Here is a 23747-nt window from a genome sequence, read left to right as displayed (position 1 = left end):
CAGGTCTGGAGGGCGGCACCTTTCGCTGCACTTGACCTCGCTCACCAACACCAAGGATGATCGCGCTATGAGAAACCGTGATGAAGAGTGGGACGCCCTACTGGAGGAGTTCAGTCCGCCGCATGCATCCGGCAGCTTGGCCACCGACGAGATGTGGAAGCTAATCTCGGCGGCCTCAGAGAATCCCACGTTGAGATCGCTCTACCCTGCCGTATCGATGTGGTCACTCACATTCTCAGAGGCCGACTCACTCGAAGACATCAAGGATGCATTGCCCGCGATCTCCGCCACCAATGGAGAATACCGGGTCCTTTCCTGGCCTTATCCGGAAGAGACCTGCCTATTCCTTACAAGCGATCCGACTGAAGCGGTTGAATATGCAGCAGAATGGATCGGAAGCCGCGAGCCCCGCCAACGTGACGGAGAATAGAAAACAGTGCGATCTACTCAGTACAGCGACTGAGGTGAATTCCGTAGATGTAGATTTACTGATCGCAGACCTGAATGCGATGAAGCGCCTGACCGAAATGCTGATCACCATCGCAGAGCGCCGATAGGATAATTGAGGGCTCTGCTCCGGGCAAGCGAGCTGGAAGGACTCACTCTCGTTCGGCATCGTGAAGGGTGGCAGCTCACCCTGATTGCGTGCGGCATCGTGCCTTTGTCCTTTCTGGCCACGGTGACGCCGTAGGTCTCTACTTCCACCCGTCCAGCGACACCTGAGGGCCATCGGTGAGATATCGGTGGAGGGCGCTCGCAGTGGTGTCCACGAAAATTTCTGGGATGGTCCTGGCGTCGATCCAGCAGACCTGGGCGTGCTTGCGAGGCTCGCGGTTCTGTGGTTCACCGGACCACTCGTGTGCGGTGAAGACAACCGTCAGGAAGCCGTTGGGAGCCTCGACGCCCCAGGCACCGTGGATGATGTGGGCGACCTTCAGGGACTCCGGCTTCACGGTCAGACCGGTTTCCTCGTACAGCTCGCGCACCGCGGTCTCGGTAATCGGCTCACCGGGCTCGCTTTTACCGACAGGCAGGTCCCACATGCCCTGAGCGAACTTGGCATTCTGGCTGCGCTGGAGGAGGACGACGCGGTTGGTGGCCTTGTCGTGGACGATGACAGCGGGGACCAGCAAGGTCATGGAATCGAGCGCGGGCTTGAGGGCCTTGGGCTCGTCGTCGGTTGTCCGCTGAGCCACTCTCAGGCCGTCCTCTCATACGCCGTCTCCAGGTACTCCTTCACCGGGCCCACCAGCTCCTTGTAGAACGGCGTGCGGTCGGCTGCCTGAAGGATCTGGGCGCAGACAGTCAGTTCTGCCACGCGTGCGGCCCGGGTGTCGAGGATGTGGGAGAAGGTCTCGCGGACGCGGGCGGCCGTGACGGGGGTGTGGAGGGAGTAGAGGTAGAGCTGGGCGGCATCGAAGGCGACCGGGGCTCGCCCCCAGCCCTCCCAGTCGAGGATGGTGAGGTCGGGGCTGCCGAGATTGGACCAGTGGAAATCGCCATGGGCGGTGGACCACTCGATCTGACCGACATCGCAGCCCGTGTATTCGGGGACGGCTCGGCGGATGTACTCCTCGCGTACGGCGATGCGTTCTGTGGGGGCTTCGGCAAGGTGGTCGAGTGCCGTCCGCAGCTTCGCCCACCATGCCTCGGGGAGAGCCGGGTCGTGTTCGAGGACCGGTGAGCGGGAGATGACGGTGGCGTCCGTGTGCTGGTACAGCTCCGCCCGGTGCGCCCAGCCAGCGTCCTGCCAGTCATGGACGTCGTGGAGGACAGGACGGGGGATCGCCGGAGGAAGCAGCTCCTGAGCAGTCTTCGGGCCGTCCCAGAGTTTCCCGTACGCCTTGTCGGGCCGCTCCGCGACGACGCGGAGCCAGCCGGTGCCCTGCGCGCTGGTCACGGCGCCGGAGAGGGTCCGGCCGGCGTAGCCCCAGACGGGCTCCTCGGCAAGGTCGGTCAGCATGAGAGCGGCGCACGCAAAAGCCCTGGCGGTACGCATGCGCTGGGCGGTGGCGTCGTCAGGCGCCGAGAACATCGATCACCTCGTGCAGGGTCTTGTCCGGGAGCGGAGGTAGAGCGAGGACGCGCTGGGCGGCCTCCCAGTGTTGCGCAGGCCCGGACCCCAGCAGGACGTGATTCACCCCTGGGGTGGACGCGGCGACGCGCAGCGCGGCCTCGGCAGGGGTAGCGCCTGGGTCAATGAGCAGGGCGAGTTCGTCCGTGACCATGGTGGGGAGTTCTCCGCCATGCAAGGGCGCGGAAATGAACGTGTCCAGGCCGGCTGCGGTCGCCTCAGCGAGAGGGCCGGTGCCCTCCAGAGCCTGGGCTACCGGCTTGAGCATGACCAGCGATACGGGGAGTTGGATGGCGGCCAGGTGATGGCCGGGGCCTCCGCAGCGGGTGGCGATGTCGAGGAGGTCGGCAACGCTGAACACACCGTCGAAGCCGGTCCAGGTCGCGATACCGTAGCCACCGATCCGTCCGGCTCGCGCCTCGGCTTCGAGAGCGGTGAAGGCGCTGGTGATTGCGTCGTGAGGGCGGTCGGCTCGTTCGGGGTTGTGGATGAAGACGATGTCCGGCACGCGGCCCAGCTCTGCGACGTTGTGGCGGCTCTGCCAGGCGACGTAGCAGTGTGTGAGGCAGTGGCCTGAAGCGGCTTCGGCTGGTGTGAGAACTCCGGCTTCCTTGGCGGCCGTAGCGATGTCGGGGGTGAAGAACCCGACCTTCGTCGACACACGCAGCTCCGGGTTCCCGGCGAGCACGGGCTGAAGCTGGGCCTGGGCGCGGCCTTGGTGGTAGTTGGGGGCGGTGTCGATCCAGGACGCCCCGCAGGCGACCGCGTGGACGGCCGCCTGCGGTATGTCCCGGCACCGGTACGTTCCCAATGCGAGGTCGGGGCTCACGGCTCGCTCACCGCCGCGATGTTTGCGTTGACCAGTTCGGTAATGAGCCTGGCAACCTGTCCGACTGTGAGACCGCTCGCTTTCGCCAGGTACCCCAGCGATGTCGAGGAGCCGTCGAGGAGTGGCGACAGTACAGCGCGTACGGACGCGGTGAACGTCCACTCTTCGCCGCCGGCGAGGAGCACGACCTGGTCCTGATCGTTGTCGGTGAGCTGGGCTCGGGCTGTGGTGAGCCGGACGCTCAGGTCCTCTCGAGCCGGTACGGCGTCGAGGAAGGGCAGTGACGGCATGGGGCGGCCCGGTTCGATGCCGTCCCTCGCGGTGAGGAAGTCTCTGATCGCGCCGTCGTGGAGGGCGTCCGTGACTTCCTTGCGGAGGAGTTCGAGGTAGGCGGCCTGTTCCTGCGGCGGGGCGAAGACGGGCAGGTGCGCGCGTACGGTTTCCGAGGTCCGCAGCCGGTCTGAAAGCCAGCCCAGCAGATCGGCGCCGGTCGTGGTCTGGAGTCCGCACGTCAGGTGCAGGGATCGGCCCTCGGTGGCCGCCACCGTGTGCCACCAGCCCCGGGGCAGGTACAGCATGTCGCCGGCGTGCAGGACGAGCTCTTCGATGGGCTCGTCGGCCGGAGGTTCCGGGGCTTCGGTGTCACGGTGCATCGGGTTGGTCCGGGTCGGCCCGTACAGACGCCACCGCTTGGCTCCTTCGAGCTGGACCACGATGACGTCGTGATCGTCCCAGTGGGTGCCGAAGCCCTCCGTCGCGGTCCAGGAGGCGTACACGTTGATCTGGACACGGCCCCGGAAGACCGCTTCGAGGGCCTGTGCCAGGCGTTCGGCGGGCTGGTGGAGTTCATCCACGGCGTCCAGGACCAGTGAGGCGCCGTCGTGGAGCTGGCCATGCAGCCGGGAGGGCTGGATGCGCTGCCACACCACGTTCCTGCGGGTGGTGACGACGGTGGCGTAGCGCTGCCAGGGGATGAGTTCCCCGTCGCGGTGAAGGCGGAGGCGAGGCGGTTCAAGGCGGCCCCGGCCGATGACGGTGTTGAGGTCGCCCCATGTCAGGACGGAGGAGAAGTCGGCGACGCTGCGCCAGATGCGGTAGGTGCGGCCGAAGGCCCCGGTGGGGAAGTCCCCACCGAGGCGTTCGACCACCTTCGAGAAGGCGGTCACTTCTGTCGGCTCCGCTCAGTCGTTGGTGTCGGAGACGCCGGTCGAGCCGCCGTCGGACGGCTGCTCCGCACGGGAGCGGGCGGCAGCGATGGACTTCCGGGAGACGATCAGCCCGTGCTCGGCGGGCTCCATGACGACGTTCTCGGGCATCGTGCACTCCTGTTTCTCTCGGCTTCCTCCCGCTCAGTCAGAGCGAGAGGTTTTGGGTAGATCCGCTGTGCCGGTTGCAGTCAGCGGTCTGGAGCGGCGCCCGCCCACCTGGGGGGAGACGAGAGGACGCCGTACCGCCCGGGGCTGTCCTTCGGTACACCGGGCGGGGTCTGTGGGTACTACAGGGAGGCCCGCAGGCCCTCCAGGACGAGCGAGAGCAGCGCCGTGTCCGGCCGGGTGGCCTCGACGGCGGCTCGCCCGTCGGCGTGCCAGTGCGCGAGTCGTTCGTGCCACGCGGCCTCGGCGCGCATGACTTCGGTACGGATATCTGCCAGCGCCAGATCGGTTTCCGTGCGCAGCCGCACGAGGTCGGCGGGTGTCAGGCGCAGGGTGCGGACGGTGATCCTGCCCTGCGTGCGGCGGGGTACAGCCAGCTCCACGCATCGCTCCGGATCGGCGACGCCCGCCAGCTCGTCTTCTGGCAGCAGTCGCAAGGTCAGCATGGCGGGACTGCCAGCTCCGCCCAGACGGTTTTGCCCCAACGCTTTCGGTCATAGCCCCAGCGGTGTGACAGCGCGTCGATCAGTACGAGGCCACGCCCGGTTTCATCGCCGCCGGCGGCCGGACCCATTTTCGGCAGGGCGTGGGATTTGTCGGTGACGCCGATCCGTACGAGATCGTTCGTGACGCGTCGGACGGACACCCGAATCAGACGGCACGGGGTGTGGCGGACTGCGTTGGCCACCAGCTCGGAGACGATCAGTGTGCCCGCATCGGCCATCTCGCCTATGCCCCAGGTGTTCAGCGTGGCCGAGACGAGCCGCCGGGCACGGCGGGCCGTCTCGGGCTCGCAGGGGAGGGTTTCGCTGTAACCGGCCGGTCCGACTGTGGTGGGTCTCGTCATGACGCTCACGGGGTCGTCTCCTCGGGGCTGGGAACGTCCCGCTCGCAACGGGGGTGCGAGCGGGACTCTCCTCCACTGCCGCCGAGGGGAGCCTGGCCTGCCCGGCGACGTCAACGACCGTACGTAGAGCCGGAGTTTTGCCTCAACGGAATTGCGGGGAATTGCGCAATGTCATCCGAGGGAGTCGATCGCCGTGTTGATCAGAGCGCGGGCGGCGTTGCCGTGGACAGCCATCTTCGTCAGCTCCCCGAACGCCTTGCGGTAGTCGGCAAGTTCGCGCGGTTGCACCACGTTGACCTCGGCCGTGAGGGTTTCCACGACGCTGCGTGTGCCGTCATGGAGGTAGAACGCCTCCAGCGGCCACATGGTCCTCTGCACGGTAAAGGGGATGACGCCCAGGGAGACGGAAGGGAGCGGCATTACGGCCAGCAGATGCCTCAGCTGTCCGGCCATCGTCTCGGCGTCGCCCACGCGGTAGCGCAGGACGCACTCCTCCATGAGCACGATGAACCGGTGTCCGCCCTCGTACAGGAAACGGCTTCGGGCGACGCGGGCCGCGACGGCCTCCGAGACGTCGTTGGGGGTCCCCTGGAAGTCGGTTATGGCCTCCATCAGGGCCGTGGCATATGCGGGGGTCTGGAAGAAGCCGGGCACGACGTTGGAGACGTATGCGCGTGTGACGCCGGTCTGCGCGTAGAGGTCGTAGAAGTGCTCCTGGGTCTTGCGCATGCCCATCCGATGGCTTCTGCGCCACTCCACGTACATCGAGTCGACGGCGCGGGCCGTGGCGATCAGGTCGTCGGCCTGGTCGGCGGCGCCACAGGCAGCGCACCAGGCGCGGATGTCCACGTCGGTGGGCTGTACCTCGGCCTTCTGGATGCGGGTGGTTTTCGCGGGGTGCCAGCCGCACCGGGCGGAGAGTTCCTTCCCGGTGAGGCCGGCGTCCTTGCGAAGGTGGGTCAGGCGCACGGCGAGCGCTTCACGGGCAGCCTGAGCGCTGGACGAAGGAGAAGCGGGCATGGGGCGGAGCGGCGGTCAGACGGTGTACTTCTCGTGGTCGACGGCGCGCTCCCACACGGCCTCGAACGCGTCGGAGCACAGCTTGACCACAGTGGGGTCCTCGCTGAATTCCTTGGGCGGATCCGCCCAATCGCCGTCTCCGGTGAAGATGTTGAACTGCACCAAGCGGTCGTCGAACAGCCAGAAGTCGGCTCCCGGCAGGGCGATGTCCACGGCCCGCCGGCGGGGCAGCCAGCGCACCAGTTCACCCGCCTCGACGTTCAGCGGGGTGGCGGCGTGCTCCCAGCGGATGTAGTCCGTCACGGGCTCGGAGACGATCCTGGCCCGGCGCATCACCACGCCCCGGCCGACGGCCTCCCGCACCATGCCCAGCCAGCCCGGCCACCACCGCGACGTCGGATCGAGATCGACGTGGCCGGTGCGCTTGAACTCCTCGAACTCCTCAGCCTCGTCACCGACGCCGTACGCGTCGCGCATCTCCAGATGCACCGCGCTACGGTGGGTACCGGCAAGCAGCTCAGCGAAGCTCGGCACGCCGCTCTGCGACATCGCACGCCTCCCTCAGAATCGGCACCATGCGGGCCGGAATGCGGATCACCGTCTCGTGGGCGGGGATCCCCACCGCGTGACCGGCGACCCACTCCGTACCGCTGACCAGTGCCTCCAGCGCTTCCTCAGCCTTGACGCCCTGGAGGACCAGGTCAGCCGTCTCCTCTTCCACCCACACCGTCGGCGACCCCTCGCCCCCGGTGTTGGGGTCGATCCCGATGAACTGTAGGTCCACGATGCCCTCCCAGATCAAGTCGGTTGCGCGTTCTTGCGTGCGACGCTTCCGAAGTGGGCAAGCGTCGTCAAGGGCACAGGGTCGGTTCGGTGTGACGTTGGCTTGAACGCACCAACTCTCAGTCACAGAAGCTGCGGGGCGCACGGCGAAACCACACGGCGCCTACCGGTGCTTTCGGTGCTGCTGTTCGGTGGGGGTCCCCGCCACCGAGAGCTGGGGACTCCTGTTCTGCTGGGTGGGCGTCGAGGCTGCGATGGCCGAGCGTCGGCGGGCGGCTTCGGCGCGGCGGTTAGGGGCCGGGTTGCGGCCGGTGTGCTGGATGCGGGTGATCAGTACACGGGCGGGTTGGCAGGCTGTGGTCAGTTCGCGTTGGGCGGCGGCCTCCTTGAGGAGTTGGTGGGGTTGGTGGCCTCGGGCTTCAGCGTCGGCGAGGACGGTGGCGAGCGCGGGCCAGGCCGGGTCGGCGAGGATCCTCTCGGCGTGATCGGGGACGGCTGTTCGCAGGTCATTCGCGAAAACGCGGCGGGCTTGATCCCTGGGCGGGCGGGCTGCGAGTTCGGCGAGCGTCGCGGCGAAGGCGCGGTCCGCGGTTGTCTGCAGGTGCTGGATGGTCTGGCGGGCGGCGTCGGCCTGGTGGGCGTGGTTCTTCGCTTCGTGCCAGCGCTCAGCGACGATGGTGGCCCAGACGAGGGCGGCGAGCAGGGCGGCGAGCGCGCTGCCGTCGGGGCCGGTGGCGGTGTGGGCAATGTCGCGTGCCGCACTGCGCAGGGCGTGGGCGGCTCGGTCTTCTGCGCGGATCCGAGAGCGCTGGGCTCGGGCGAACGCCTTGGATGCGGCCTGGAGTTCGGCGCGCAGGTTGGCGGGTGCCTTCTGGGCGGTGGCTTCGAGCAATTCGCCGAGGGCTGCGATGTGGGCCTGGGCGTGGGTGTCGTCGGCGAGGTCGGTGTGGAGGGTGTCGAGCGCGTCGGTGGCCTGGTGCCATGGGGTGGTGGGGCAGTTACGGCGGGCGGTGGGGTGCTCTTCGGGCTGGCCGGATTCGAGACGGGCCTTGATCTTGGGCAGGGAGAGGTCGGGGGCGATCTTGCCTCCCGGGTGGAAGATCTGCTCGTCGTCCTCGTTGAGGTCGCCGGGGCGGCCTACGGCGTAGCCGAGGAGGTCTCCTGACGGCCCGCGCCGGGCCTTGACCTCGATGCCGTCGGCTTCCAGGTAGGCGATGAATTCCTCGGCGTTGGTCACGTGGGGGATGGCGGCGCGGATGCGGTCCTGGAGCCACTCGGGGCTGGTCTGTTCCCAGCCGAGGCGTTCGGCTTTGTGCATCTCGGCCTGGGTGGGGCGGCGGGCGCCGGTGCGGTCGCCCTTCGTCAGCCGGCGCAGCCCGTAGTCCTTCTCGATCTCGCGGCAGGCGTCGCCGACACGCAGGCCGCTGTCGTGGAGTTTGGGGCGGCGGCCGTCCTCGCGCACGGTGGTGGCGAGGATGTGGATGTGGTCGTCGGCGTGGCGTACGGCGATCCAGCGGCAGGCCAGATCATCACCGGCGGGGGCGATGCCGACCGCCTCTACGATGCGCTGGGCTATCTCGCCCCACTCGGCGTCGGAGAGGTAGCGGTCCTCGGGAGCGGCGCGGACGGGGCAATGCCAGACGTGGTCGGTGACCTTCTTGCCGAACTCGTTGTTGCGCAGCCGGACGGGTTCGTCGAGGTAGCGGGCGAGTTCGGTGAGGGTGGCGTCCTCGTCGCGGCCGGGGTCGGGCATGCCGAGCATGGCGAATCCGGCCACGATGTGCGGGTCGAGGTGTTCGTCGTGGCGGCCGGGGCCGTAGAGGTAGGCGAGCAGGCCGCGGGTGTTGGACCCGGCCGGTTTGATGGCGGCGATCACGCGGGCAGTTCCTCCTCATCCAGCTCGGCCGGCCCGGCGGGCTGGCGCAGGGCCTCGGCGATCAGCTCCAGCAGCTGCTGGAGTTCGGTCAGGCGCTGGCGGATGTCGGGTGGGGTGAGGTCGCTGTTGAGGGCGCGGGCGATCTGGTTGATGTTGACGCCGATGCGGTTGAGCTGGCGCAGGACCTGGGCGCGGAAGTGGTGGGTGCGGCGGCGGTCCTCGGACAGCGGCAGGTTGGCGGTGAACCGCCCGGTGATGAAGGCCATGACCACGTCGGCGGCGAATCCGGAGTCGCCCTTGTAACCGTGCTCGGCGGCGACGTCCTGGAGGCGGGCACGCTCCTCATCGAGGAACCGCAGGGGACCGACGCGTGCATCACGCTTCTCGCCGGTAAAGCGACGGATCGTCGGCTGCACGCTCTTCACAGTGGGCTCGCCAGCGGTGGCAGCATCTTCGCGTACGGGGCGCAGGATCTGACGCTGGACGGCGTGGAGTGTGTCCGGGTCGGGGCCGCCCTCGGCCCCGGCCTCCTGGTCCGGCGCCCCCTGGCGCTGGGCCGTCTCCGCCACCCCCGGGGCGGAGACCCCCGAAGACCGGCCTGGAGTCGGACTCGGGGTACTACTGGCTCCGCCAGGGGCTCCGAAGTTGAGCGCCCGCCGCAAACGCTCTTTCTAGCCAGACTGCTTCGCCGGCTCTTCGTTGGGGTCGGCTTCGGGGCGCCGGATGCTGCTCACGGCATCGTCTCCAGAACGGGGTCGGTTGCACGGACGGCGGCAGGGCGGTCCGCGCAGTGCTGGTGGAATGGTCCGGGCGAGGCGCGGTTTGGCCCGGCCGGATGTGGGGGCGTAGAGGGGGCGGCTGACCGCATTCGCGGAAGTCCGCAACGGCTAACCGGACTTCCGCGAAGGGAAAGCCGGGTCTGGACCGGCGTCCGGTCAGTGGCGGGCGGCATCCGGAGCGGAGGCCCGGTCACTCGACGGTGGGGTGCTCGCGCGCTCCTTGGTCCTGCGGGTCGCCCGACTCCGCATGTTCGGCGCGCAGCAGGTTCATCAGCTGGGTGAAGCGCGCACTGCCGATAGGGAGCCCGGCTTCCCGGATGGCCTGCTGGACCACGGCGACGGTCACGCCGTGCTCAGCGACGGCGGGTCGGACGGCCGCCAGGAGCTGCTCCATGCTCGCCCCGGGCGGACGCCCCGTGCGCTTGCGCCGAGCCACCGTCTCGCGATCCGCGCGCTGCGCCGACGACGTGGCAGCGCCGTCGCCATCTGCGGATTCCGGCTCCGGATCGGGTTCGTCCGTGATCGTTGGGAGAGCAGGCTCGCCCGCTTCCTCATGTTCGACAGGCCCACTGGGTTCGGCAAGGGCCGGCATGGTGGCGTGGCGGGCGACGAGGATGCCGAGGTGGACCGCTCCGGCCAGGGCGAGCGGAGCGATCATCGACAGGGCTCCGACTGCCGTGTCACCGAGGTGGAGTCCTGAACCGGTCGGAGCCTGGTCGTTGAGACGAACGGCGTGCAGGGTGTTGGCCCACACGCTGGCGGCGGTGGCGGCCAGGAAGAGGGCCCAGACGTAGGCGCGGGCGGTGAAGGCCGCCCGGCGCAGGATGAGCAGGGCTCGGACGCCGTAAGCGATGAACCCGTCGACGACCAGGGGGAAGAGGTAGGTCAGGGCTCCTCGGACATGGATGGCGTCGGCGGTCTGTCGCAGCGCGTCGTACGACAGGGCGAATCCGGCGGCGGCGAGGACGCCGATGGCGGCGCGGTCCCAGCCGGTGACGCGGCTGACCGGTATGCCGGAGGGCGGTGCGGTGGTAGGCATGGTGGGGCGTGCTCCGTGGGCGGTGCAGGGGGTGGTCGCGGGATCCGTCTTTGCCGTCCTGGGCGTTCCAACAGCAGGTCAGGGCGGTCACGGCAGGAGGTGGTGGGACGGCACGTTGCCGTCTTGGCCGTGTGTGCCGTCTTGCGGGCATGGCCGGTGACCTGGGGTTTTACGGCTGGGACGGCACGGACGGCACAAGACGGATGTCGGTGCCGTCCCACGCCCCGCCTGCCACCGAGGGCTGATGTGCGCTCGGCGACAGGCGGGCAGGGGGCCGTCTTGCGTCCGGTTGCCGTCTTGGCCACAGCCCGTCTGAGCTGCGCAGTTACGGCAGGGACGGCACGTACGCAAACGGCGGAGGGGTCAGCCTGCGGCGCGTTCGGCGGCGTCCAGCGGGTGGACGGTGGGGCAGTACCGTCGCCAGGGGTCCGCGAACTTGTTGCGGGTGTAGCCCTTGCGCTGGATCTCGCCGACGCGCACGTTGGCCGAGGAGATGCCGTACTCGCGCAGCATGGCGCTGAGTCCGCGGGCGGTCAGGCCGCCTCGGCCCCATTCGCCCCACGGGGCCTCGGGGTCGCTGTTGAGGGCGTACAGCAGGTCGTCGGTGCACAGGCTGTCCACGTCGCCCCGGCCGAAGAAGATCCTGCGGATGTCGGCGAGGATCCTCGCGCCGCTGGGGTTGTCCTCCTCGGCCTGGACCTCGGAGGCGACCATGTGCGCGCACGCCTGCCGGGCCAGCCGCGGCCACGGGCCACCCGCCAGGTCGGCGACGATCACCAGGGGCTCCCAGGTGTCGGCGGCCCGGTCCTCGACCGGCATCTCCGGCTCCAGATGCAGGGCCTGGTTCACCAAGGGTTTGGTCCAGGCGGTGAGCCTGGACCGGATCGCGTGCAGAGCCGGGGTGTCCCGCTTGGAGCGGAAGGGGGAGACCCGCTCGCCCGCGGCACGGCGGCGCATGCGGATGACCACCGACCGGTCCATGATCGTGTCCGGCAGATCGCCGATACCCGCGATGGCCGCCATCGCGAACGTGGGGAACCTGCGCGGCGTGTGGTCGTTGCCCACCACCCGCAGCACGTAACGTCCCCGTTGGTGACCAGCGTTGAGCAGGCCCCGCATCTCCTCGTTCTTCTCCGCCATCTTCGGCGTGCCGAAGATGGTGTCCGCCTCATCCACCAGCAGCGTGGGCGGCTCCTCGCCGATCGAGCGGAAGACCGCTGCCGGGGTGGAGTTTACCGTTATCACCGGGTTGTGGACCGTCTCGGTCAGCACATCCAGCAGGCGGGACTTGCCGCACCGTTTCGCCGGGCCCACCACGGCGAGACGCGGCGCGTGCTGCCACGCAGGCTGCAGATGGGTCGCCGCGACCCAGAGCGTGACCGCGTCCAGGGCCTGCTCGGAAGGCAGGATCACGAACCTCGCGATCAGTTCCTTCAGCTGAGTCAGGAGATCGTCGCCCTCAGTGGCCGGCGTGTCCGGCATGGCGTCGAGCCCCGCCGGCCCGCCCGGGTCGTCCGATGCAGCGGCGGCACCGTCTCCACAGGGTGTGGATGCGTCGGCGCGCTCTTGGATCGACCGATGCCGGCCGGGCCGGCCGGGTATCGCTGCCGGAGGCCATGAAGCGTTGAGGGATGCGCCTGCGGCATGCGGGGAAGTAGTCTTCAACGTGCACTCCTGGTGGTGGGGCGCGCGGGCTGGCAGGCCCGGCTCCACCGGTCCGAACGGGCTGGTTGCCTGTGGGGTGTTCACCCGGCTCTCGGCGTTCGCACCGCCGAGGGCCTTTTCACTACCGGGGGCGGGTCGCATCAGGCCCCCAGCGCCCAGTTGTCGCTCTGCTCACGCAGTTCCTGGTCGAAACGGGCGAGTTCGGTCTCCAGGTACAGGACGCGGCGCCCAACCTTCACGCCTCGCGGGCCGTAGCCGGTGTGCCGCCAGTACCGCACGGTGCTCTCGGCGGTTCGGTAGCGCTGGGCGACCTCGGCGGTGGTGAGGTAGCGATCCACGGTTTTCCCTTTCGACTATCTTGCATTTCGCTATGCATAAGTCGTACCGTACGACCACTGCTTAGTCAAACGGGATAGGATATGGTTCAATTGGGATAGCGACGGCATGCGATGGAGGCGAGATGGCCAGAGAGACCGGCGAGGGCGAAGCGCCCTTGCTGTACAGCGAAGGCAACGCGGCGGCACGCATCGCTCTGGAGCGGGAGGTCAGAGGGTGGAGTACCACTGAGCTGGCGGCCCGCATGACCAAGGCGGGTGTCCCGATGAACCAGACGGCGGTCTGGCGTATCGAGAACGGCAATCCTCGGCGCAAGATCACGCTCGATGAGGCTCTGGGCTTCTCCCGGGTCTTCGAGCTACCTCTGGACGAGCTGATGTCGCCCCCGCTGCAAGGCGTCGACCTCGAAGGGCGGCGGATCGTCCAGGAGGCGGTCGAGGCGTTCTACGAGGTCCGCGACGTGGAGGACCGCCTCCACCGCGCCGTCGTTGCCACCTCCGACTACATCGAGAGCCGTCCCGGCAGCTCCAAGGGCATCCACGAGCAGTTCCTCCGCCTGATGGGCGAGGAGCGCGACGCCCGCGCGCTCACCGAGTACGTCGAGCGCGGCGGTTACCACTGACGACTGGAGAGATCGACTTGGCCAACATTCAGAAGCGCCCCAACGGCAAGTGGCGCGCCCGGTACCGGGACCTCGACGGCAAGGAGCACGCCCGCCACTTCGACCGCAAGATCGACGCCCAGCGCTGGCTCGACGAAGTCACGGCCAGCGTGGTCACCGGCCAGTACGTGGACCCTCGATCGGCCAAGAAGCCCTTCAAGGACTACGCGGAGGAATGGCGGGCCCGCCAGCCGCACCGACCCTCAACGGCCAAAGCCGTTGCCCAGCACCTGCGTTGCTACGTGTACCCGACGTGGGAGAAGCGGGCGCTGGGAGCGATCAAGCCGGGCGACGTCCAGGGCTGGGTGACCGGGCTGACGACGACCCACGGCCTCGCGGCCAGCACCACGCGAACCGTGTTCAACACGGTCAACGCGGTGTTCCGTGCGGCGGTCCGCGACCGCATGATCCCCGAAAACCCCTGCGCGGCCGCGAAGCTGCCACCGGTGCCACGCAAGCGGGTCGTGCCGCTGTCGGTCGACCAGGTCCGCGAGCTGGCAGCGGCGATCCCTCCTCGCTACCAGGGTCTCGTCCTGCTGGGCGCCGCTACCGGCCTCCGCCCTGGCGAGCTCTTCGGCCTTCAGCTCCGGCACGTCGACCTGCTGCACGCGGCGGTCACCGTGGAGCAGCAGATCCAGCAGACGGCCAGGCACGGCGTCTACGTCGGACCACCGAAAACCACAAGGTCGTATCGCACCGTGCCCCTGCCGAAGATGGCCGTCCGGGCTCTCAAGGCGCACCTACAGGGCTTTCCCGTCAGCGAGCCCGAAGGCTGGCTGTTCACCGCTTCTGAGGGCGGCCCGGTCGTCTACACCCACTTCATGGACGGTGCGTGGCGGCCCGCATGCAAGAAGGCCGGCATACCGAAGGGCACCGGTCCCCACGCCCTCCGGCACCACTACGCCAGCCTGCTGATCAAGAACGGCGAGTCGGTGAAGACCGTCTCCGAGCAGCTCGGTCATACCAATGCCGCGATGACGCTGAACATCTACACCCACCTCTGGCCCGACTCCGAGGAGCGGACCCGCGCCGCCGTGGACCGCGCCTACGGCGCCGGCAACGACGCGGACCAGGGTGACATCCCGACCGCCGAAGCGGCGTAAAGACGCCGGTCGCGTTGGCCGGAGTTGGCAGTACTGCGGACTCCCTGCGGACCGCTAGGCCGCCCAACCCACTCCGCCGCAGGTCAGACGGCCTTCTGTTGATCGCTCAGACGTTGAAGCGGAACTCCACCACGTCCCCGTCCTGCATGACGTAGTCCTTGCCCTCCATGCGGGCCTTGCCCTTGGCTCGGGCATCGGCCACCGAGCCGGTCGCCACCAGGTCGTCGAAGGAGATGACCTCGGCCTTGATGAAGCCCTTCTGGAAGTCGGTGTGGATCACGCCGGCCGCCTCGGGGGCCGTGGCGCCCTTCTTGATCGTCCAGGCGCGGGACTCCTTGGGGCCGGCCGTGAGGTAGGTCTGCAGGCCGAGGGTGTTGAAGCCGACGCGGGCCAGGGTGGCGAGGCCGGGCTCGTGCTGGCCGACGGACTCCAGCAGCTCCAGCGCCTCCTCCTCGTCCAGCTCGGCGAGGTCCGCCTCCAGCTTGGCATTGAGGAAGATCGCCTCGGCGGGGGCGACCAGGGCACGCTGCTCGTTCTTGAAGTCCTCGTCGATCAGTTCGTCCTCGTCGACGTTGAAGACGTAGAGGAAGGGCTTGGTGGTGAGCAGGTGCAGGTCGTGGAGGAGCTCGGCGCGTTCCGAACCCTGGACGATGCCGTGCGCGAAGAGCGTGTCGCCCTTCTCCAGGATCTCCTTGGCCTCCTCGACCGCCTTGACCTTGGGAGCCACGTCCTTCTTGATCCGCGACTCCTTCTGGAGACGGGGCAGGACCTTCTCGATCGTCTGGAGGTCGGCGAGGATCAGCTCGGTGTTGATCGTCTCGATGTCGTCCTTGGGCGAGACCTTGCCGTCGACATGTACGACGTTCTCGTCCTTGAAGGCACGGATGACCTGGCAGATCGCGTCGGACTCCCGGATGTTCGCGAGGAACTTGTTGCCGAGGCCCTCGCCCTCGGAGGCGCCGCGCACGATACCGGCGATGTCGACGAAGTCGACCGTGGCCGGAAGGATGCGCTCCGAGCCGAAGATCGAGGCCAGTTTGGCCAGGCGGCCGTCGGGCACGCCGACCACGCCGACGTTGGGCTCGATCGTGGCGAACGGGTAGTTGGCCGCCAGCACGTCGTTCTTGGTCAGGGCGTTGAACAGGGTCGACTTGCCGACATTGGGCAGGCCGACGATTCCGATCGTGAGCGACACGTTGCGACTTCCCGTAGATGAGTGGGCCAGGGGCTGCCAGGGGCCAGAGACCGACACTGGCCGATCCACCAGTTTACGGCGTCCGCGCCGGGCGGCTAGCGGGAGCTTCGAACGCCCGACCAAGCTCTTCCCACCGGCGTGTCTGATGGGCTATTCGGCACATAAACAGACCTAAGTTGGTCCAGTGGAGCAACACGGAAGGCGACCCTCGAACGACGGACCGCGACGCGGCACGCCGCAGCAGCCCGCGCACCTTCCACCGCAGTCCCGGCGCGGGCCCGGCGGCGAGCGCGGGCCGGGCCGGGGGCAGGGGCAGGGGGCGCGGCGACCGGGGCGCGGCGGACGGGAGGCGGGGGCCGCCGCCCGGCCGCTGCCGCTGGACCCACGGCTTCCGGGGCCCCGGCTCACCGCGCTGGGCAGCGGGCTGTTCTGCATCCTCGTGATGCTGCTGCTCGGTTGCGTGGACGCGCTGCTGGGCGGGCCACTGCCCGTGTACGGCGTGCTGTTCGTGCCGGTGTGCGTGCTGACCGCGCTGTGGGTGCGGGACGGGGACGTACTGACCGCCCCCCTGGTCGTACCGATCGCGTTCGCCGTGGGGATGGTTCCCGTCGCCGACGGGGGCGGGGGGCTGCTCGGCAGCCTGATGGGGGTGTTCACCGGGCTCGCGACCCAGGCCGGCTGGCTGTACGGAGGGACGCTCCTCGCCGGAGTGATCGTGCTGGTGCGCCGGGTGCTGTGGGTACGGCGGCGGCGCCGGGTCTGAGTCGACGCCTGCGGCCATCCCGTTACGCGCTCATCTCTCCTGGGCCGCTCTCATCGCCGCTCCCACGATCCCCGCGTTGTTCTGCAGCTGCGCGGGCACGATCTCGGCCTTGACGCCGTCGATGAAGTGCAGGAACTTGTCCGCCTTGCGGCTGACCCCGCCGCCGATGATGAACAGCTCCGGCGAGAACAGCATCTCCACATGCGCCAGGTACTTCTGGACGCGGTGCGCCCACTGCTCCCAGCTCAGGGCATGGTCGTCCTTGGCCTTGCTGGAGGCCCGCCGCTCCGCGTCGTGGCCCCCCAGCTCCAGATGGCCCAGTTCCGTGTTCGGGACGAGGGCGCCGTCCACGAAGACGGCGCTGCCGATGCCGGTGCCGAAGGTGAGCAGGATGACCGTGCCCCCGCGGTCCCGGCCGGCGCCGAACTGCATCTCGGCGACGCCCGCCGCGTCCGCGTCGTTGACGACCGTCACCGGCAGGCCGCCCAGCGTGCCGCTGAACAACGCGCGCGCGTCGGTGTCGATCCAGCTCCTGTCGACGTTCGCCGCCGTACGGACCGTGGCGCCGCCGGTGACCACTCCGGGGAAGGTCAGGCCGACGGGGCCGGTCCAGCCGAAGTGGTCGATGACCTGCTTGACCCCGTCGGCGACGCCGTCCGGCGTCGCCGGATGCGGGGTGAGCACCTTGCAGCGCTCCTCGGTCAGGTCGCCCCTGTCCAGGTCCACAGGGGCGCCCTTGATCCCGGATCCGCCGATGTCCACGCCGAAGATCTGCATGGCACCCACGTTACGACGGACGACTGACAGTCACTTCTCGGCGGTGCCGGTGCCGCCGCGCTCGGCGACCAGGGTGGCGGCCTCCTCGCGCAGGTCGCGGCGGAGCTCCTTGGGGAGGGAGAACGTGATGGACTCCTCGGCGGCCTTGACGATCTCCACGTCGCCGTAACCGCGCTCGGCGAGCCACTCCAGGACCTGTTCGACCAGGACCTCCGGAACGGAAGCGCCGGAGGTGACGCCGACGGTCTGCACGCCCTCCAGCCAGGCCTCCTCGATCTCGTCGGCGAAGTCCACCAGGTAGGCCTCGCGGGCGCCGGCGAGCTTGGCGACCTCGACGAGCCGCTTGGAGTTGGAGGAGTTGCGCGAGCCGACGACGATGACCAGCTCGGCCTCGGCGCCCATCTGCTTCACGGCGAGCTGGCGGTTCTGCGTGGCGTAGCAGATGTCGTCGCTGGGCGGGGAGACCAGGCCCGGGAACTTCGTCTTCAGGGCGTCGACGGTCTCCATGGTCTCGTCCACGGAGAGGGTGGTCTGGGACAGCCAGACGACCTTGGAGGGGTCCCGGACCTCGACCTTGGCGACGTCGCCGGGGCCGTCGACGAGCTGGATGTGGTCGGGGGCCTCGCCGGAGGTGCCGATGACCTCCTCGTGGCCCTCGTGACCGATCAGGAGGATGTCGTAGTCCTCCTTGGCGTAGCGGACGGCTTCCTTGTGGACCTTGGTGACCAGGGGGCAGGTGGCGTCGATGGTGGCGAGGCGGCCCTGCTCGGCCTCCTCGTGCACGACCGGGGCGACGCCGTGCGCCGAGAACATGACGATGTTGCCGGGCGGCACCTCCTCCGTCCGCTCGACGAAGACGGCGCCCTTCTTCTCCAGGGTCTGCACGACGTACTTGTTGTGGACGATCTCGTGCCGGACGTAGATCGGGGCCCCGTACTGTTCGAGGGCCTTCTCGACGGCGATCACGGCGCGGTCCACACCGGCGCAGTAGCCCCGGGGGGCGGCGAGCAGGACACGGCGGCCAGGCGAAGCGGTCATGCGTCCCATCGTAAGGGTGCGTTCGGCGCCGCCGGGATCGCCTGCCCGGTGCCGCGCGGGCCCTGCGGCCGCCACGGCGGAGTCGCGCCCGGTGGCGGGCCGCAAGGGCAGCGGCGCTCCGCTGTCGGTGCCCCCCGTTACCCTCAACCGCATGGCTGCGAAAACCACCCCCGAAGCCCCCCTGCCCGTGGGCGAGGTCTCCCGGCTGATCGGGGGCTGGATCGATCGGCTGGGTGCGGTGTGGGTCGAGGGGCAGATCACGCAGTTGTCGCGGCGGCCCGGCGCCGGGGTCGTGTTCCTGACGCTGCGCGACCCGTCGTACGACATCTCCGTGAGCGTGACCTGCTACCGGCAGGTGTTCGACGCCGTCGCCGATGTCGTCGGGGAGGGCGCCCGGGTCGTCGTACTGGCGAAGCCGGAGTGGTATGCCCCGCGTGGCCAGCTGTCCCTGCGCGCCGCCGAGATAAGGCCCGTCGGCGTCGGTGAGCTGCTGGCCCGGCTGGAGCAGCTGAAGAAGGCGCTGGCGGCCGAGGGGCTGTTCGCGCCGGAGCGGAAGAAGCCGCTGCCCTTTCTGCCGCAGCTGATCGGCCTGGTCTGCGGGCGCGCCTCCGCCGCGGAGCGGGACGTGCTGGAGAACGCCCGCCATCGCTGGCCCGCCGTCCGCTTCGAGGTGCGCAACGTGCCGGTGCAGGGCGTGCACGCCGTCCCGCAGGTCGTGCAGGCGGTGAAGGAGCTGGACGAGACCGAGGACGTGGACGTCATCATCGTCGCCCGTGGGGGTGGCAGCGTCGAGGATCTGTTGCCCTTCTCCGACGAGCAGCTGGTGCGGGCCGTGGCCGAGTGCCGTACGCCCGTCGTGTCCGCCATCGGCCACGAGCCCGACAACCCGCTGCTGGACTACGTCGCCGACCTGCGCGCCTCCACGCCCACCGACGCGGCCAAGAAGGTCGTGCCGGACGTGGGCGAGGAGTTCGAGCGGGTGCGGATGCTGCGGGACCGGGCGCGGCGCTGTGTGCACGCGTATCTGGAGCGGGAGGAGCGCGGCCTGGCGCACGCGCTGGCCCGCCCCTCGATAGAGGATCCGCACCGGATGATCGACGAGCGCGCCGACCACGTGGCCTCCCTGGTCGGGCGGAGCCGGCGGACCCTCGGCCATCTCCTCGACCGCGCGGACTCGGAGCTGGGGCACACGCACGCGCGCGTGGTGGCCCTCTCCCCCGCGGCGACGCTCAAGCGCGGGTACGCGGTGCTGCAGAAGGCGGACGGGCACGTGGTGCGCGGTCCGGACGAGGTGACGGAAGGCGAGGCGCTCCGGGCCCGCGTCGCCGACGGCGAATTCACAGTGAAGGTAGGCGAATGACCGGCAAGGTGGACGAGGCGCTCTCCTATGAGCAGGCGCGGGACGAGCTGATCGAGGTCGTACGGCGACTGGAGGCGGGCGGTACGACGCTCGAGGAGTCCCTGGCGCTGTGGGAGCGCGGCGAGGAGCTGGCCAAGGTGTGCCGCCGTTGGCTGGAGGGGGCGCGGGCCCGGCTGGACGCGGCGCTGGCCGAGGAGGAGCACGAGGAGGAGGGAGAGGAGGGGGACGCCGGGTAGGCGTGGACCGTGGGCTGTGAAGCGGGTCACCGCATCCCGAGCTTTGTTGAAGGTTGAACTTCATTGGCGTAGGGTCATGTCTGTCAGCCGATCCGGACCACGGTCCGGTACGTCGGATCCCGGCGCCACCTAGGAAGTCCACGCATGTCTCTCGTTCTTGACCCCGCCGCCCAGGACCTGCTGTTCCGCGAGGCCCGCACCGCGAACACCTTCACCGACGAGCCGGTGACCGACGAGCAGGTCCAGGCGATCTACGACCTGGTCAAGTACGGCCCCACCGCCTTCAACCAGAGCCCGCTGCGCATCACCCTGGTCCGCTCCGCCGAGGCCCGCGAGCGCCTGGTGCAGCACATGGCCGAGGGCAACCAGCCGAAGACGGCCACCGCCCCGCTGGTCGCGATCCTCTCCGCGGACAACGAGTTCCACGAGGAGCTGCCGACCCTCTTCCCGCACTTCCCGCAGGCCAAGGACCTCTTCTTCGGCGAGCGTCCGGCCCGTGAGGGCGCCGCCGCGCTGAACGCCGCCCTGCAGGCCGCCTACTTCATCATCGGCGTCCGTGCCGCGGGTCTCGCCGCCGGCCCGATGACCGGCCTCGACTTCGAGGGCGTCCGCAAGGAGTTCCTGGACGACGACCACACCCCGCTGATGGTGGTCAACATCGGCAGGCCGGGTCCGGACGCCTGGTTCCCGCGCTCGCCGCGCCTGGCGTACGACGACGTCGTCACGACCGTCTGAGACGCACCGGACACACGAAGAGGCCCCCGGCACCGCCGGGGGCCTCTTCGCATGCCCTGCGTGGCTCACTGCATCTTCAGCGCCGCCGCCACCTTCGTCAGCTCCGCGAAGGACGCCGTACCGGCCACCACCGTGGTGGAGCCGGGCGTGCCGTTCAGGACGAGGGCGTCGTAGCGGCCGCCTGTGTAGCGGGTCCAGGTGCGGCCGCCGATCGTCTCGGTGTTCTTCGTCGCCGACGCGCCCTGGCTGGCCTGGTCGATGAAGTCGGCCCGCTTCTGCGTGGACTGCTCGATCTGCACATACTGGCTGTCCGGGGTCTGCAGGCCCAGGTGCCAGCGGTCGCCGTTCTCGCCCTGGAAGCGTACGGAGGTCGCTTTCCAGGTACTCGGCAGGCCCTCGGGGGCGGCCACCGGGTAGCTCGCCGCGCGACGGGCCGTGAGCAGTTCGACCTGGTAGTCGACCCGCTTGAGGTCGGGAGCGTGATCGTCGTGCGGGATGGTGAGGAAGTAGACGACCGCCGCCGCGATGCCGATCAGGGCCAGGGAGAGAATCATGTCCCGGGCCGTCTTCTGCTTGCCGTTCGAACCTGCCACGCCCTCTATCGTCGCAGGTACCCCAAGCGCTCATCCGTGGGGTCCCCTGCTCATTTTGTCTGCCTAACGATAGAGTCGGGGCCAACACCCTCATCCGGCCGTCGTCGTATCAGAAAGGTGCGCTCCGATGACCGAAAATCATCACTTGCCGTCCGAGCTCGATGTTCCCTCCGAGGCTCCCGACCGCAACCTCGCCCTGGAACTCGTCCGGGTGACCGAAGCCGCCGCCATGGCCGCCGGCCGCTGGGTGGGGCGCGGCGACAAGAACGGCGCCGACGGTGCCGCGGTGCGCGCCATGCGGACCCTCGTCTCCACCGTGTCGATGAACGGCGTCGTCGTCATCGGCGAGGGCGAGAAGGACGAGGCCCCGATGCTCTTCAACGGGGAGCACGTGGGCGACGGCACCGGTCCCGAGGTCGACATCGCGGTCGACCCGATCGACGGCACCACCCTGACCGCCAAGGGCATGCCCAACGCGATCGCCGTCCTCGCGGCGGCCGAGCGGGGCGCCATGTTCGACCCGTCCGCCGTGTTCTACATGGACAAACTGGTCACCGGCCCCGAGGCCGCCGAGTTCGTCGACATCGACGCGCCCGTGGCCGTGAACATCAAGCGGATCGCCAAGGCGAAGAAGGCCACGCCCGAGGACGTGACGGTCGTCATCCTCGACCGGCCGCGGCACGAGGGGCTGATCAGGGAGGTCCGCGAGGCCGGCGCGCGCATCAAGCTGATCTCCGACGGTGACGTGGCGGGCTCCATCTACGCGCTGCGCGAGGGCACGGGCGTCGACCTGCTGCTCGGCATCGGCGGTACGCCGGAGGGCATCATCTCGGCCTGCGCCGTGAAGTGCCTGGGCGGGACGATTCAGGGCAAGCTGTGGCCCAAGGACGACGAGGAGCGTGCGCGGGCCATCGACGCCGGGCACGACCTGGACCGCGTTCTGACGACCGACGACCTGGTGTCCGGGGAGAACGTCTTCTTCGTCGCGACCGGGATCACCGACGGTGAGCTGCTGCGGGGCGTCCAGTACCGGTCGGAGACCGCGCTGACCGAGTCGATCGTGATGCGGTCGAAGTCGGGGACCGTGCGCAGGATCTACTCCGAGCACCGGCTCGCCAAGCTGCGGGCCTACAGCGCGATCGACTTCGACCGGGCGAAGTAGCGCCCGCCCGCGCCACTCAGGGAAAGGCGCCCCCGGTGCGGCGGGGGCGCTCCCTCTTCAGTGTCCTAACCCGCTATGCGGTTGGCCGCCGTCGCCCGTGCCGCCTTCTTCAGCTCCATCTCCCGACGGCGCCTTCGCGCCAGGACCACGCGGCGCTCCGCCGCCGTGAGGCCGCCCCAGACGCCGTACGGCTCGGGCTGCAGGAGGGCGTGTTCGCGGCACTCGACCATCACCGGGCAGCGGGCGCAGACGCGCTTGGCCGCCTCCTCGCGGGACAGCCGGGCGGCGGTCGGCTCCTTCGACGGGGCGAAGAACAGGCCCGCCTCGTCGCGCCGGCACACCGCCTCGGTGTGCCAGGGAGCGTCTTGGTCCCTGTCTCGCGCTGGCACCCGCTGCGCCGGAAGGGCAGCTACCTGCAGGGACGAATGCGGCGGTTGCAGCACGGGTCTACTCCTGACGACGGCTTCGCGAGCGAGAGACGATGCAGCAAGCCCTACCCGCTGTGCGCGCGCCTATGCACAGCGTTCCCAGTCGCAGGCGCGCGGGCGGCTCGTTCACGCCCCCACCGGGCCGCACAGGAGGAGCGGAACCTTCCGCTCAACGGCGCATTCGCGACCGTCAGCGCCCCAGGTGTTTGCGCAGCTTCCGGTCGACCTTGTCCTGGACCCGCTCCAGCTTCCGGTCGACCTTGCTCTGCACCCGGTCCAGGATGTCCGCCACGCGCTTGCCCCGCCTGGGGCGTGCCTCGACATTGCCGAGTACGGCCCAGCCGTCGACGTAGACGACCGGCGCGTCGGACTCGACCGAGTCCAGCGTGTCCACCTCGAAGTTGCCGAGGACGCCGCCTCCGGTGCCGCGCAGCGACACGTTCTCCGGGACGCGGATCTGGACGTCGCCGAAGACCGAGACGGCCTTGATCACGACCTGCTGATACTCGAAGATCGCCTCGCTGAGGTCGATCTCGACGCTGCCGAAGACCGAGTACGCGTGGATCCGGCGCCCGGCGCGCCAGCGGCCCCGGCGCACGGCGCTGCTGAACACGGCGACAACGTTGGCGTCGGCCTCCTGCGGGATCGCGCCCGGGGTGGGCCGGGGCGGGACGGGCGCATAGGCACCGGCGGCGGGGCGCTGGTGCGCGGCCGGCAGGTCCCGGATGAAGACCTCCAGCTCGCCCACCGTCTTGGCGGCGAGGACGCCCTCGACCCGCTCGGCGTGCTCGTCGGCGGTCAGCCGGCCCTCGGCCAGGGCCTCTCGGAGGATCTCGGCGATGCGGTCACGGTCGGCGTCCGAGGCACGCAGCTCGGCGACAGGTGCGTCGGTGTGCTTCTGAAGGTCCACGCGGACAGCGTACCGAAACGCGATAGATCGCGACTAGGGGCTGTGGAAAACCCCGGCGTGTCGAACTGAGCCTTACCTCACAGGTTTCGTGTCGGCGGCAGGTTCTACGCTGGTGAGGCCCGCCAGCGTCGGCGGGCGCCGTCCGTCAGAGTGAGGAATGGGCTG

At 69.3% G+C, this 23747-nt stretch carries 29 protein-coding genes; 8 read left to right on the top strand and 21 right to left on the bottom strand.

All coding sequences use genetic code 11. From position 1 onward, the window contains the following. The first annotated feature begins 31 nt into the window (after window positions 1-31). Window positions 32-430 carry a DUF6193 family natural product biosynthesis protein gene (locus tag ACWDEN_RS08805; RefSeq protein WP_388764902.1) on the top strand — a complete coding sequence of 133 codons (399 nt, stop codon included), beginning with the start codon at window positions 32-34 and terminating at the stop codon, window positions 428-430. A gap of 265 nt (window positions 431-695) precedes the next feature. On the opposite strand, the gene ACWDEN_RS08800 is transcribed toward ACWDEN_RS08805, so the two are convergent. The 15 genes from ACWDEN_RS08800 to ACWDEN_RS08730 form a co-directional block, all read right to left on the bottom strand. Continuing rightward, entirely contained in the window at window positions 696-1196 is a 501-nt protein-coding gene (locus ACWDEN_RS08800; protein ID WP_388764900.1) for an NUDIX domain-containing protein, read from the bottom strand. A 2-nt stretch (window positions 1197-1198) separates the two neighbouring features. Then, window positions 1199-2035 carry a hypothetical protein gene (locus tag ACWDEN_RS08795; protein ID WP_388764897.1) on the bottom strand — a complete coding sequence of 279 codons (837 nt, stop codon included), beginning with the start codon at window positions 2033-2035 and terminating at the stop codon, window positions 1199-1201. After that, window positions 2019-2903 (bottom strand): aldo/keto reductase, encoded by an 885-nt coding sequence (locus ACWDEN_RS08790; protein WP_450858130.1) that lies wholly within the window; start codon window positions 2901-2903, stop codon window positions 2019-2021. The genes ACWDEN_RS08795 and ACWDEN_RS08790 overlap by 17 nt, the downstream gene beginning before the upstream one ends. Further along, entirely contained in the window at window positions 2900-4069 is a 1170-nt protein-coding gene (locus ACWDEN_RS08785; protein ID WP_388764892.1) for a cupin domain-containing protein, read from the bottom strand. The genes ACWDEN_RS08790 and ACWDEN_RS08785 overlap by 4 nt, the downstream gene beginning before the upstream one ends. Window positions 4070-4084: 15 nt before the next feature. Beyond that, window positions 4085-4219, bottom strand: coding sequence for a hypothetical protein (locus tag ACWDEN_RS08780; protein WP_388764891.1), 135 nt, complete (start codon window positions 4217-4219; stop codon window positions 4085-4087). Between the two features lie 179 nt (window positions 4220-4398). After that, window positions 4399-4722, bottom strand: a complete 324-nt coding sequence (locus tag ACWDEN_RS08775) for a hypothetical protein (RefSeq protein ID WP_388764889.1) — start codon at window positions 4720-4722, stop codon at window positions 4399-4401. Continuing rightward, on the bottom strand, window positions 4716-5123 hold the full coding sequence (locus ACWDEN_RS08770; RefSeq protein ID WP_388764935.1) for an ATP-binding protein: 408 nt from the start codon (window positions 5121-5123) through the stop codon (window positions 4716-4718). Before ACWDEN_RS08770 ends, ACWDEN_RS08775 begins: the two co-directional genes overlap by 7 nt. Window positions 5124-5294: 171 nt before the next feature. Continuing rightward, a complete protein-coding gene (locus ACWDEN_RS08765; RefSeq protein ID WP_388764887.1) occupies window positions 5295-6143 on the bottom strand; it encodes a helix-turn-helix domain-containing protein in 849 nt (282 codons plus the stop codon). A 15-nt stretch (window positions 6144-6158) separates the two neighbouring features. After that, window positions 6159-6692, bottom strand: a complete 534-nt coding sequence (locus ACWDEN_RS08760) for a DUF6879 family protein (protein ID WP_388764885.1) — start codon at window positions 6690-6692, stop codon at window positions 6159-6161. After that, window positions 6661-6927, bottom strand: a complete 267-nt coding sequence (locus tag ACWDEN_RS08755) for a hypothetical protein (protein ID WP_225099815.1) — start codon at window positions 6925-6927, stop codon at window positions 6661-6663. Before ACWDEN_RS08755 ends, ACWDEN_RS08760 begins: the two co-directional genes overlap by 32 nt. A gap of 162 nt (window positions 6928-7089) precedes the next feature. Next, on the bottom strand, window positions 7090-8802 hold the full coding sequence (locus ACWDEN_RS08750; protein ID WP_450858126.1) for a relaxase/mobilization nuclease domain-containing protein: 1713 nt from the start codon (window positions 8800-8802) through the stop codon (window positions 7090-7092). After that, window positions 8799-9371: a MobC family plasmid mobilization relaxosome protein gene (locus tag ACWDEN_RS08745; RefSeq protein ID WP_388764879.1), complete on the bottom strand. Its 573-nt coding sequence runs from the start codon at window positions 9369-9371 to the stop codon at window positions 8799-8801. The genes ACWDEN_RS08750 and ACWDEN_RS08745 overlap by 4 nt, the downstream gene beginning before the upstream one ends. Before the next feature lie 400 nt (window positions 9372-9771). After that, window positions 9772-10620 (bottom strand): DUF2637 domain-containing protein, encoded by an 849-nt coding sequence (locus ACWDEN_RS08740; RefSeq protein WP_388764877.1) that lies wholly within the window; start codon window positions 10618-10620, stop codon window positions 9772-9774. Window positions 10621-10983: 363 nt separating this feature from the next. Beyond that, window positions 10984-12285, bottom strand: coding sequence for a DUF3631 domain-containing protein (locus ACWDEN_RS08735; RefSeq protein ID WP_388764875.1), 1302 nt, complete (start codon window positions 12283-12285; stop codon window positions 10984-10986). Window positions 12286-12425: 140 nt separating this feature from the next. Next, the gene (locus tag ACWDEN_RS08730; protein ID WP_388764873.1) at window positions 12426-12623 is read right to left on the bottom strand and encodes a helix-turn-helix transcriptional regulator; all 198 of its coding nucleotides are present in this window, start codon (window positions 12621-12623) and stop codon (window positions 12426-12428) included. Window positions 12624-12745: 122 nt separating this feature from the next. Here ACWDEN_RS08730 and ACWDEN_RS08725 point away from each other — a divergent pair, with 122 nt between their 5' ends. After that, window positions 12746-13243, top strand: coding sequence for a helix-turn-helix domain-containing protein (locus ACWDEN_RS08725; protein ID WP_388764872.1), 498 nt, complete (start codon window positions 12746-12748; stop codon window positions 13241-13243). Window positions 13244-13260: 17 nt separating this feature from the next. Continuing rightward, on the top strand, window positions 13261-14385 hold the full coding sequence (locus tag ACWDEN_RS08720; protein WP_450858122.1) for a tyrosine-type recombinase/integrase: 1125 nt from the start codon (window positions 13261-13263) through the stop codon (window positions 14383-14385). Between the two features lie 106 nt (window positions 14386-14491). On the opposite strand, the gene ychF is transcribed toward ACWDEN_RS08720, so the two are convergent. Beyond that, window positions 14492-15580: a redox-regulated ATPase YchF gene (ychF, locus tag ACWDEN_RS08715; RefSeq protein ID WP_351613782.1), complete on the bottom strand. Its 1089-nt coding sequence runs from the start codon at window positions 15578-15580 to the stop codon at window positions 14492-14494. 184 nt (window positions 15581-15764) lie between these two features. Between ychF and ACWDEN_RS08710 the strand changes: the two genes are divergently transcribed. Next, entirely contained in the window at window positions 15765-16343 is a 579-nt protein-coding gene (locus ACWDEN_RS08710; RefSeq protein ID WP_450858119.1) for a DUF6542 domain-containing protein, read from the top strand. Window positions 16344-16373: 30 nt separating this feature from the next. Here ACWDEN_RS08710 and ppgK read toward each other — a convergent pair whose 3' ends face one another. Together ppgK and ACWDEN_RS08700 are read right to left on the bottom strand one after the other, a co-directional pair. Further along, window positions 16374-17120, bottom strand: a complete 747-nt coding sequence (ppgK, locus tag ACWDEN_RS08705) for a polyphosphate--glucose phosphotransferase (RefSeq protein ID WP_450858117.1) — start codon at window positions 17118-17120, stop codon at window positions 16374-16376. 30 nt (window positions 17121-17150) lie between these two features. Continuing rightward, window positions 17151-18167 carry a 4-hydroxy-3-methylbut-2-enyl diphosphate reductase gene (locus tag ACWDEN_RS08700; RefSeq protein WP_351611891.1) on the bottom strand — a complete coding sequence of 339 codons (1017 nt, stop codon included), beginning with the start codon at window positions 18165-18167 and terminating at the stop codon, window positions 17151-17153. Between the two features lie 142 nt (window positions 18168-18309). Between ACWDEN_RS08700 and xseA the strand changes: the two genes are divergently transcribed. The 3 genes from xseA (at window position 18310) to ACWDEN_RS08685 (ending at window position 20489) form a co-directional block, all read left to right on the top strand. Then, window positions 18310-19518 (top strand): exodeoxyribonuclease VII large subunit, encoded by a 1209-nt coding sequence (gene xseA, locus ACWDEN_RS08695; protein WP_450858115.1) that lies wholly within the window; start codon window positions 18310-18312, stop codon window positions 19516-19518. Further along, entirely contained in the window at window positions 19515-19754 is a 240-nt protein-coding gene (locus ACWDEN_RS08690; protein ID WP_351611886.1) for an exodeoxyribonuclease VII small subunit, read from the top strand. Before xseA ends, ACWDEN_RS08690 begins: the two co-directional genes overlap by 4 nt. A 144-nt stretch (window positions 19755-19898) precedes the next feature. Continuing rightward, window positions 19899-20489: a malonic semialdehyde reductase gene (locus ACWDEN_RS08685; protein WP_351611883.1), complete on the top strand. Its 591-nt coding sequence runs from the start codon at window positions 19899-19901 to the stop codon at window positions 20487-20489. A gap of 65 nt (window positions 20490-20554) precedes the next feature. On the opposite strand, the gene ACWDEN_RS08680 is transcribed toward ACWDEN_RS08685, so the two are convergent. Further along, window positions 20555-21082 carry a DUF4245 domain-containing protein gene (locus tag ACWDEN_RS08680; protein WP_351611880.1) on the bottom strand — a complete coding sequence of 176 codons (528 nt, stop codon included), beginning with the start codon at window positions 21080-21082 and terminating at the stop codon, window positions 20555-20557. A 127-nt stretch (window positions 21083-21209) separates the two neighbouring features. Between ACWDEN_RS08680 and glpX the strand changes: the two genes are divergently transcribed. Further along, entirely contained in the window at window positions 21210-22244 is a 1035-nt protein-coding gene (glpX, locus tag ACWDEN_RS08675) for a class II fructose-bisphosphatase (RefSeq protein WP_351611877.1), read from the top strand. 65 nt (window positions 22245-22309) lie between these two features. On the opposite strand, the gene ACWDEN_RS08670 is transcribed toward glpX, so the two are convergent. Both ACWDEN_RS08670 and ACWDEN_RS08665 read right to left on the bottom strand, forming a co-directional pair. Continuing rightward, the gene (locus tag ACWDEN_RS08670) at window positions 22310-22687 is read right to left on the bottom strand and encodes a WhiB family transcriptional regulator (RefSeq protein ID WP_228625931.1); all 378 of its coding nucleotides are present in this window, start codon (window positions 22685-22687) and stop codon (window positions 22310-22312) included. Window positions 22688-22862: 175 nt separating this feature from the next. Then, entirely contained in the window at window positions 22863-23582 is a 720-nt protein-coding gene (locus tag ACWDEN_RS08665; protein ID WP_351611874.1) for a DUF1707 SHOCT-like domain-containing protein, read from the bottom strand. Window positions 23583-23747: the final 165 nt, after the last annotated feature.

Source organism: Streptomyces sp. NPDC001153 (assembly GCF_053598315.1).
The sequence above is the reverse complement of the archived record's forward strand: the minus strand, read 5'-3'. Positions and strand labels throughout refer to the sequence as shown.

Coding starts and splice junctions, on each gene's coding strand:
- ACWDEN_RS08795 (WP_388764897.1), bottom strand. CDS start 2,035: ATGTTCTCGGCGCCTGACGACGCCACCGCCCAGCGCATGCGTACCGCC.
- ACWDEN_RS08780 (WP_388764891.1), bottom strand. CDS start 4,219: ATGCCCGAGAACGTCGTCATGGAGCCCGCCGAGCACGGGCTGATCGTC.
- ACWDEN_RS08775 (WP_388764889.1), bottom strand. CDS start 4,722: ATGCTGACCTTGCGACTGCTGCCAGAAGACGAGCTGGCGGGCGTCGCC.
- ACWDEN_RS08770 (WP_388764935.1), bottom strand. CDS start 5,123: ATGACGAGACCCACCACAGTCGGACCGGCCGGTTACAGCGAAACCCTC.
- ACWDEN_RS08765 (WP_388764887.1), bottom strand. CDS start 6,143: ATGCCCGCTTCTCCTTCGTCCAGCGCTCAGGCTGCCCGTGAAGCGCTC.
- ACWDEN_RS08760 (WP_388764885.1), bottom strand. CDS start 6,692: ATGTCGCAGAGCGGCGTGCCGAGCTTCGCTGAGCTGCTTGCCGGTACC.
- ACWDEN_RS08740 (WP_388764877.1), bottom strand. CDS start 10,620: ATGCCTACCACCGCACCGCCCTCCGGCATACCGGTCAGCCGCGTCACC.
- ACWDEN_RS08725 (WP_388764872.1), top strand. CDS start 12,746: ATGGCCAGAGAGACCGGCGAGGGCGAAGCGCCCTTGCTGTACAGCGAA.
- ppgK (WP_450858117.1), bottom strand. CDS start 17,120: ATGCAGATCTTCGGCGTGGACATCGGCGGATCCGGGATCAAGGGCGCC.
- ACWDEN_RS08700 (WP_351611891.1), bottom strand. CDS start 18,167: ATGGGACGCATGACCGCTTCGCCTGGCCGCCGTGTCCTGCTCGCCGCC.
- xseA (WP_450858115.1), top strand. CDS start 18,310: ATGGCTGCGAAAACCACCCCCGAAGCCCCCCTGCCCGTGGGCGAGGTC.
- ACWDEN_RS08690 (WP_351611886.1), top strand. CDS start 19,515: ATGACCGGCAAGGTGGACGAGGCGCTCTCCTATGAGCAGGCGCGGGAC.
- ACWDEN_RS08685 (WP_351611883.1), top strand. CDS start 19,899: ATGTCTCTCGTTCTTGACCCCGCCGCCCAGGACCTGCTGTTCCGCGAG.
- glpX (WP_351611877.1), top strand. CDS start 21,210: ATGACCGAAAATCATCACTTGCCGTCCGAGCTCGATGTTCCCTCCGAG.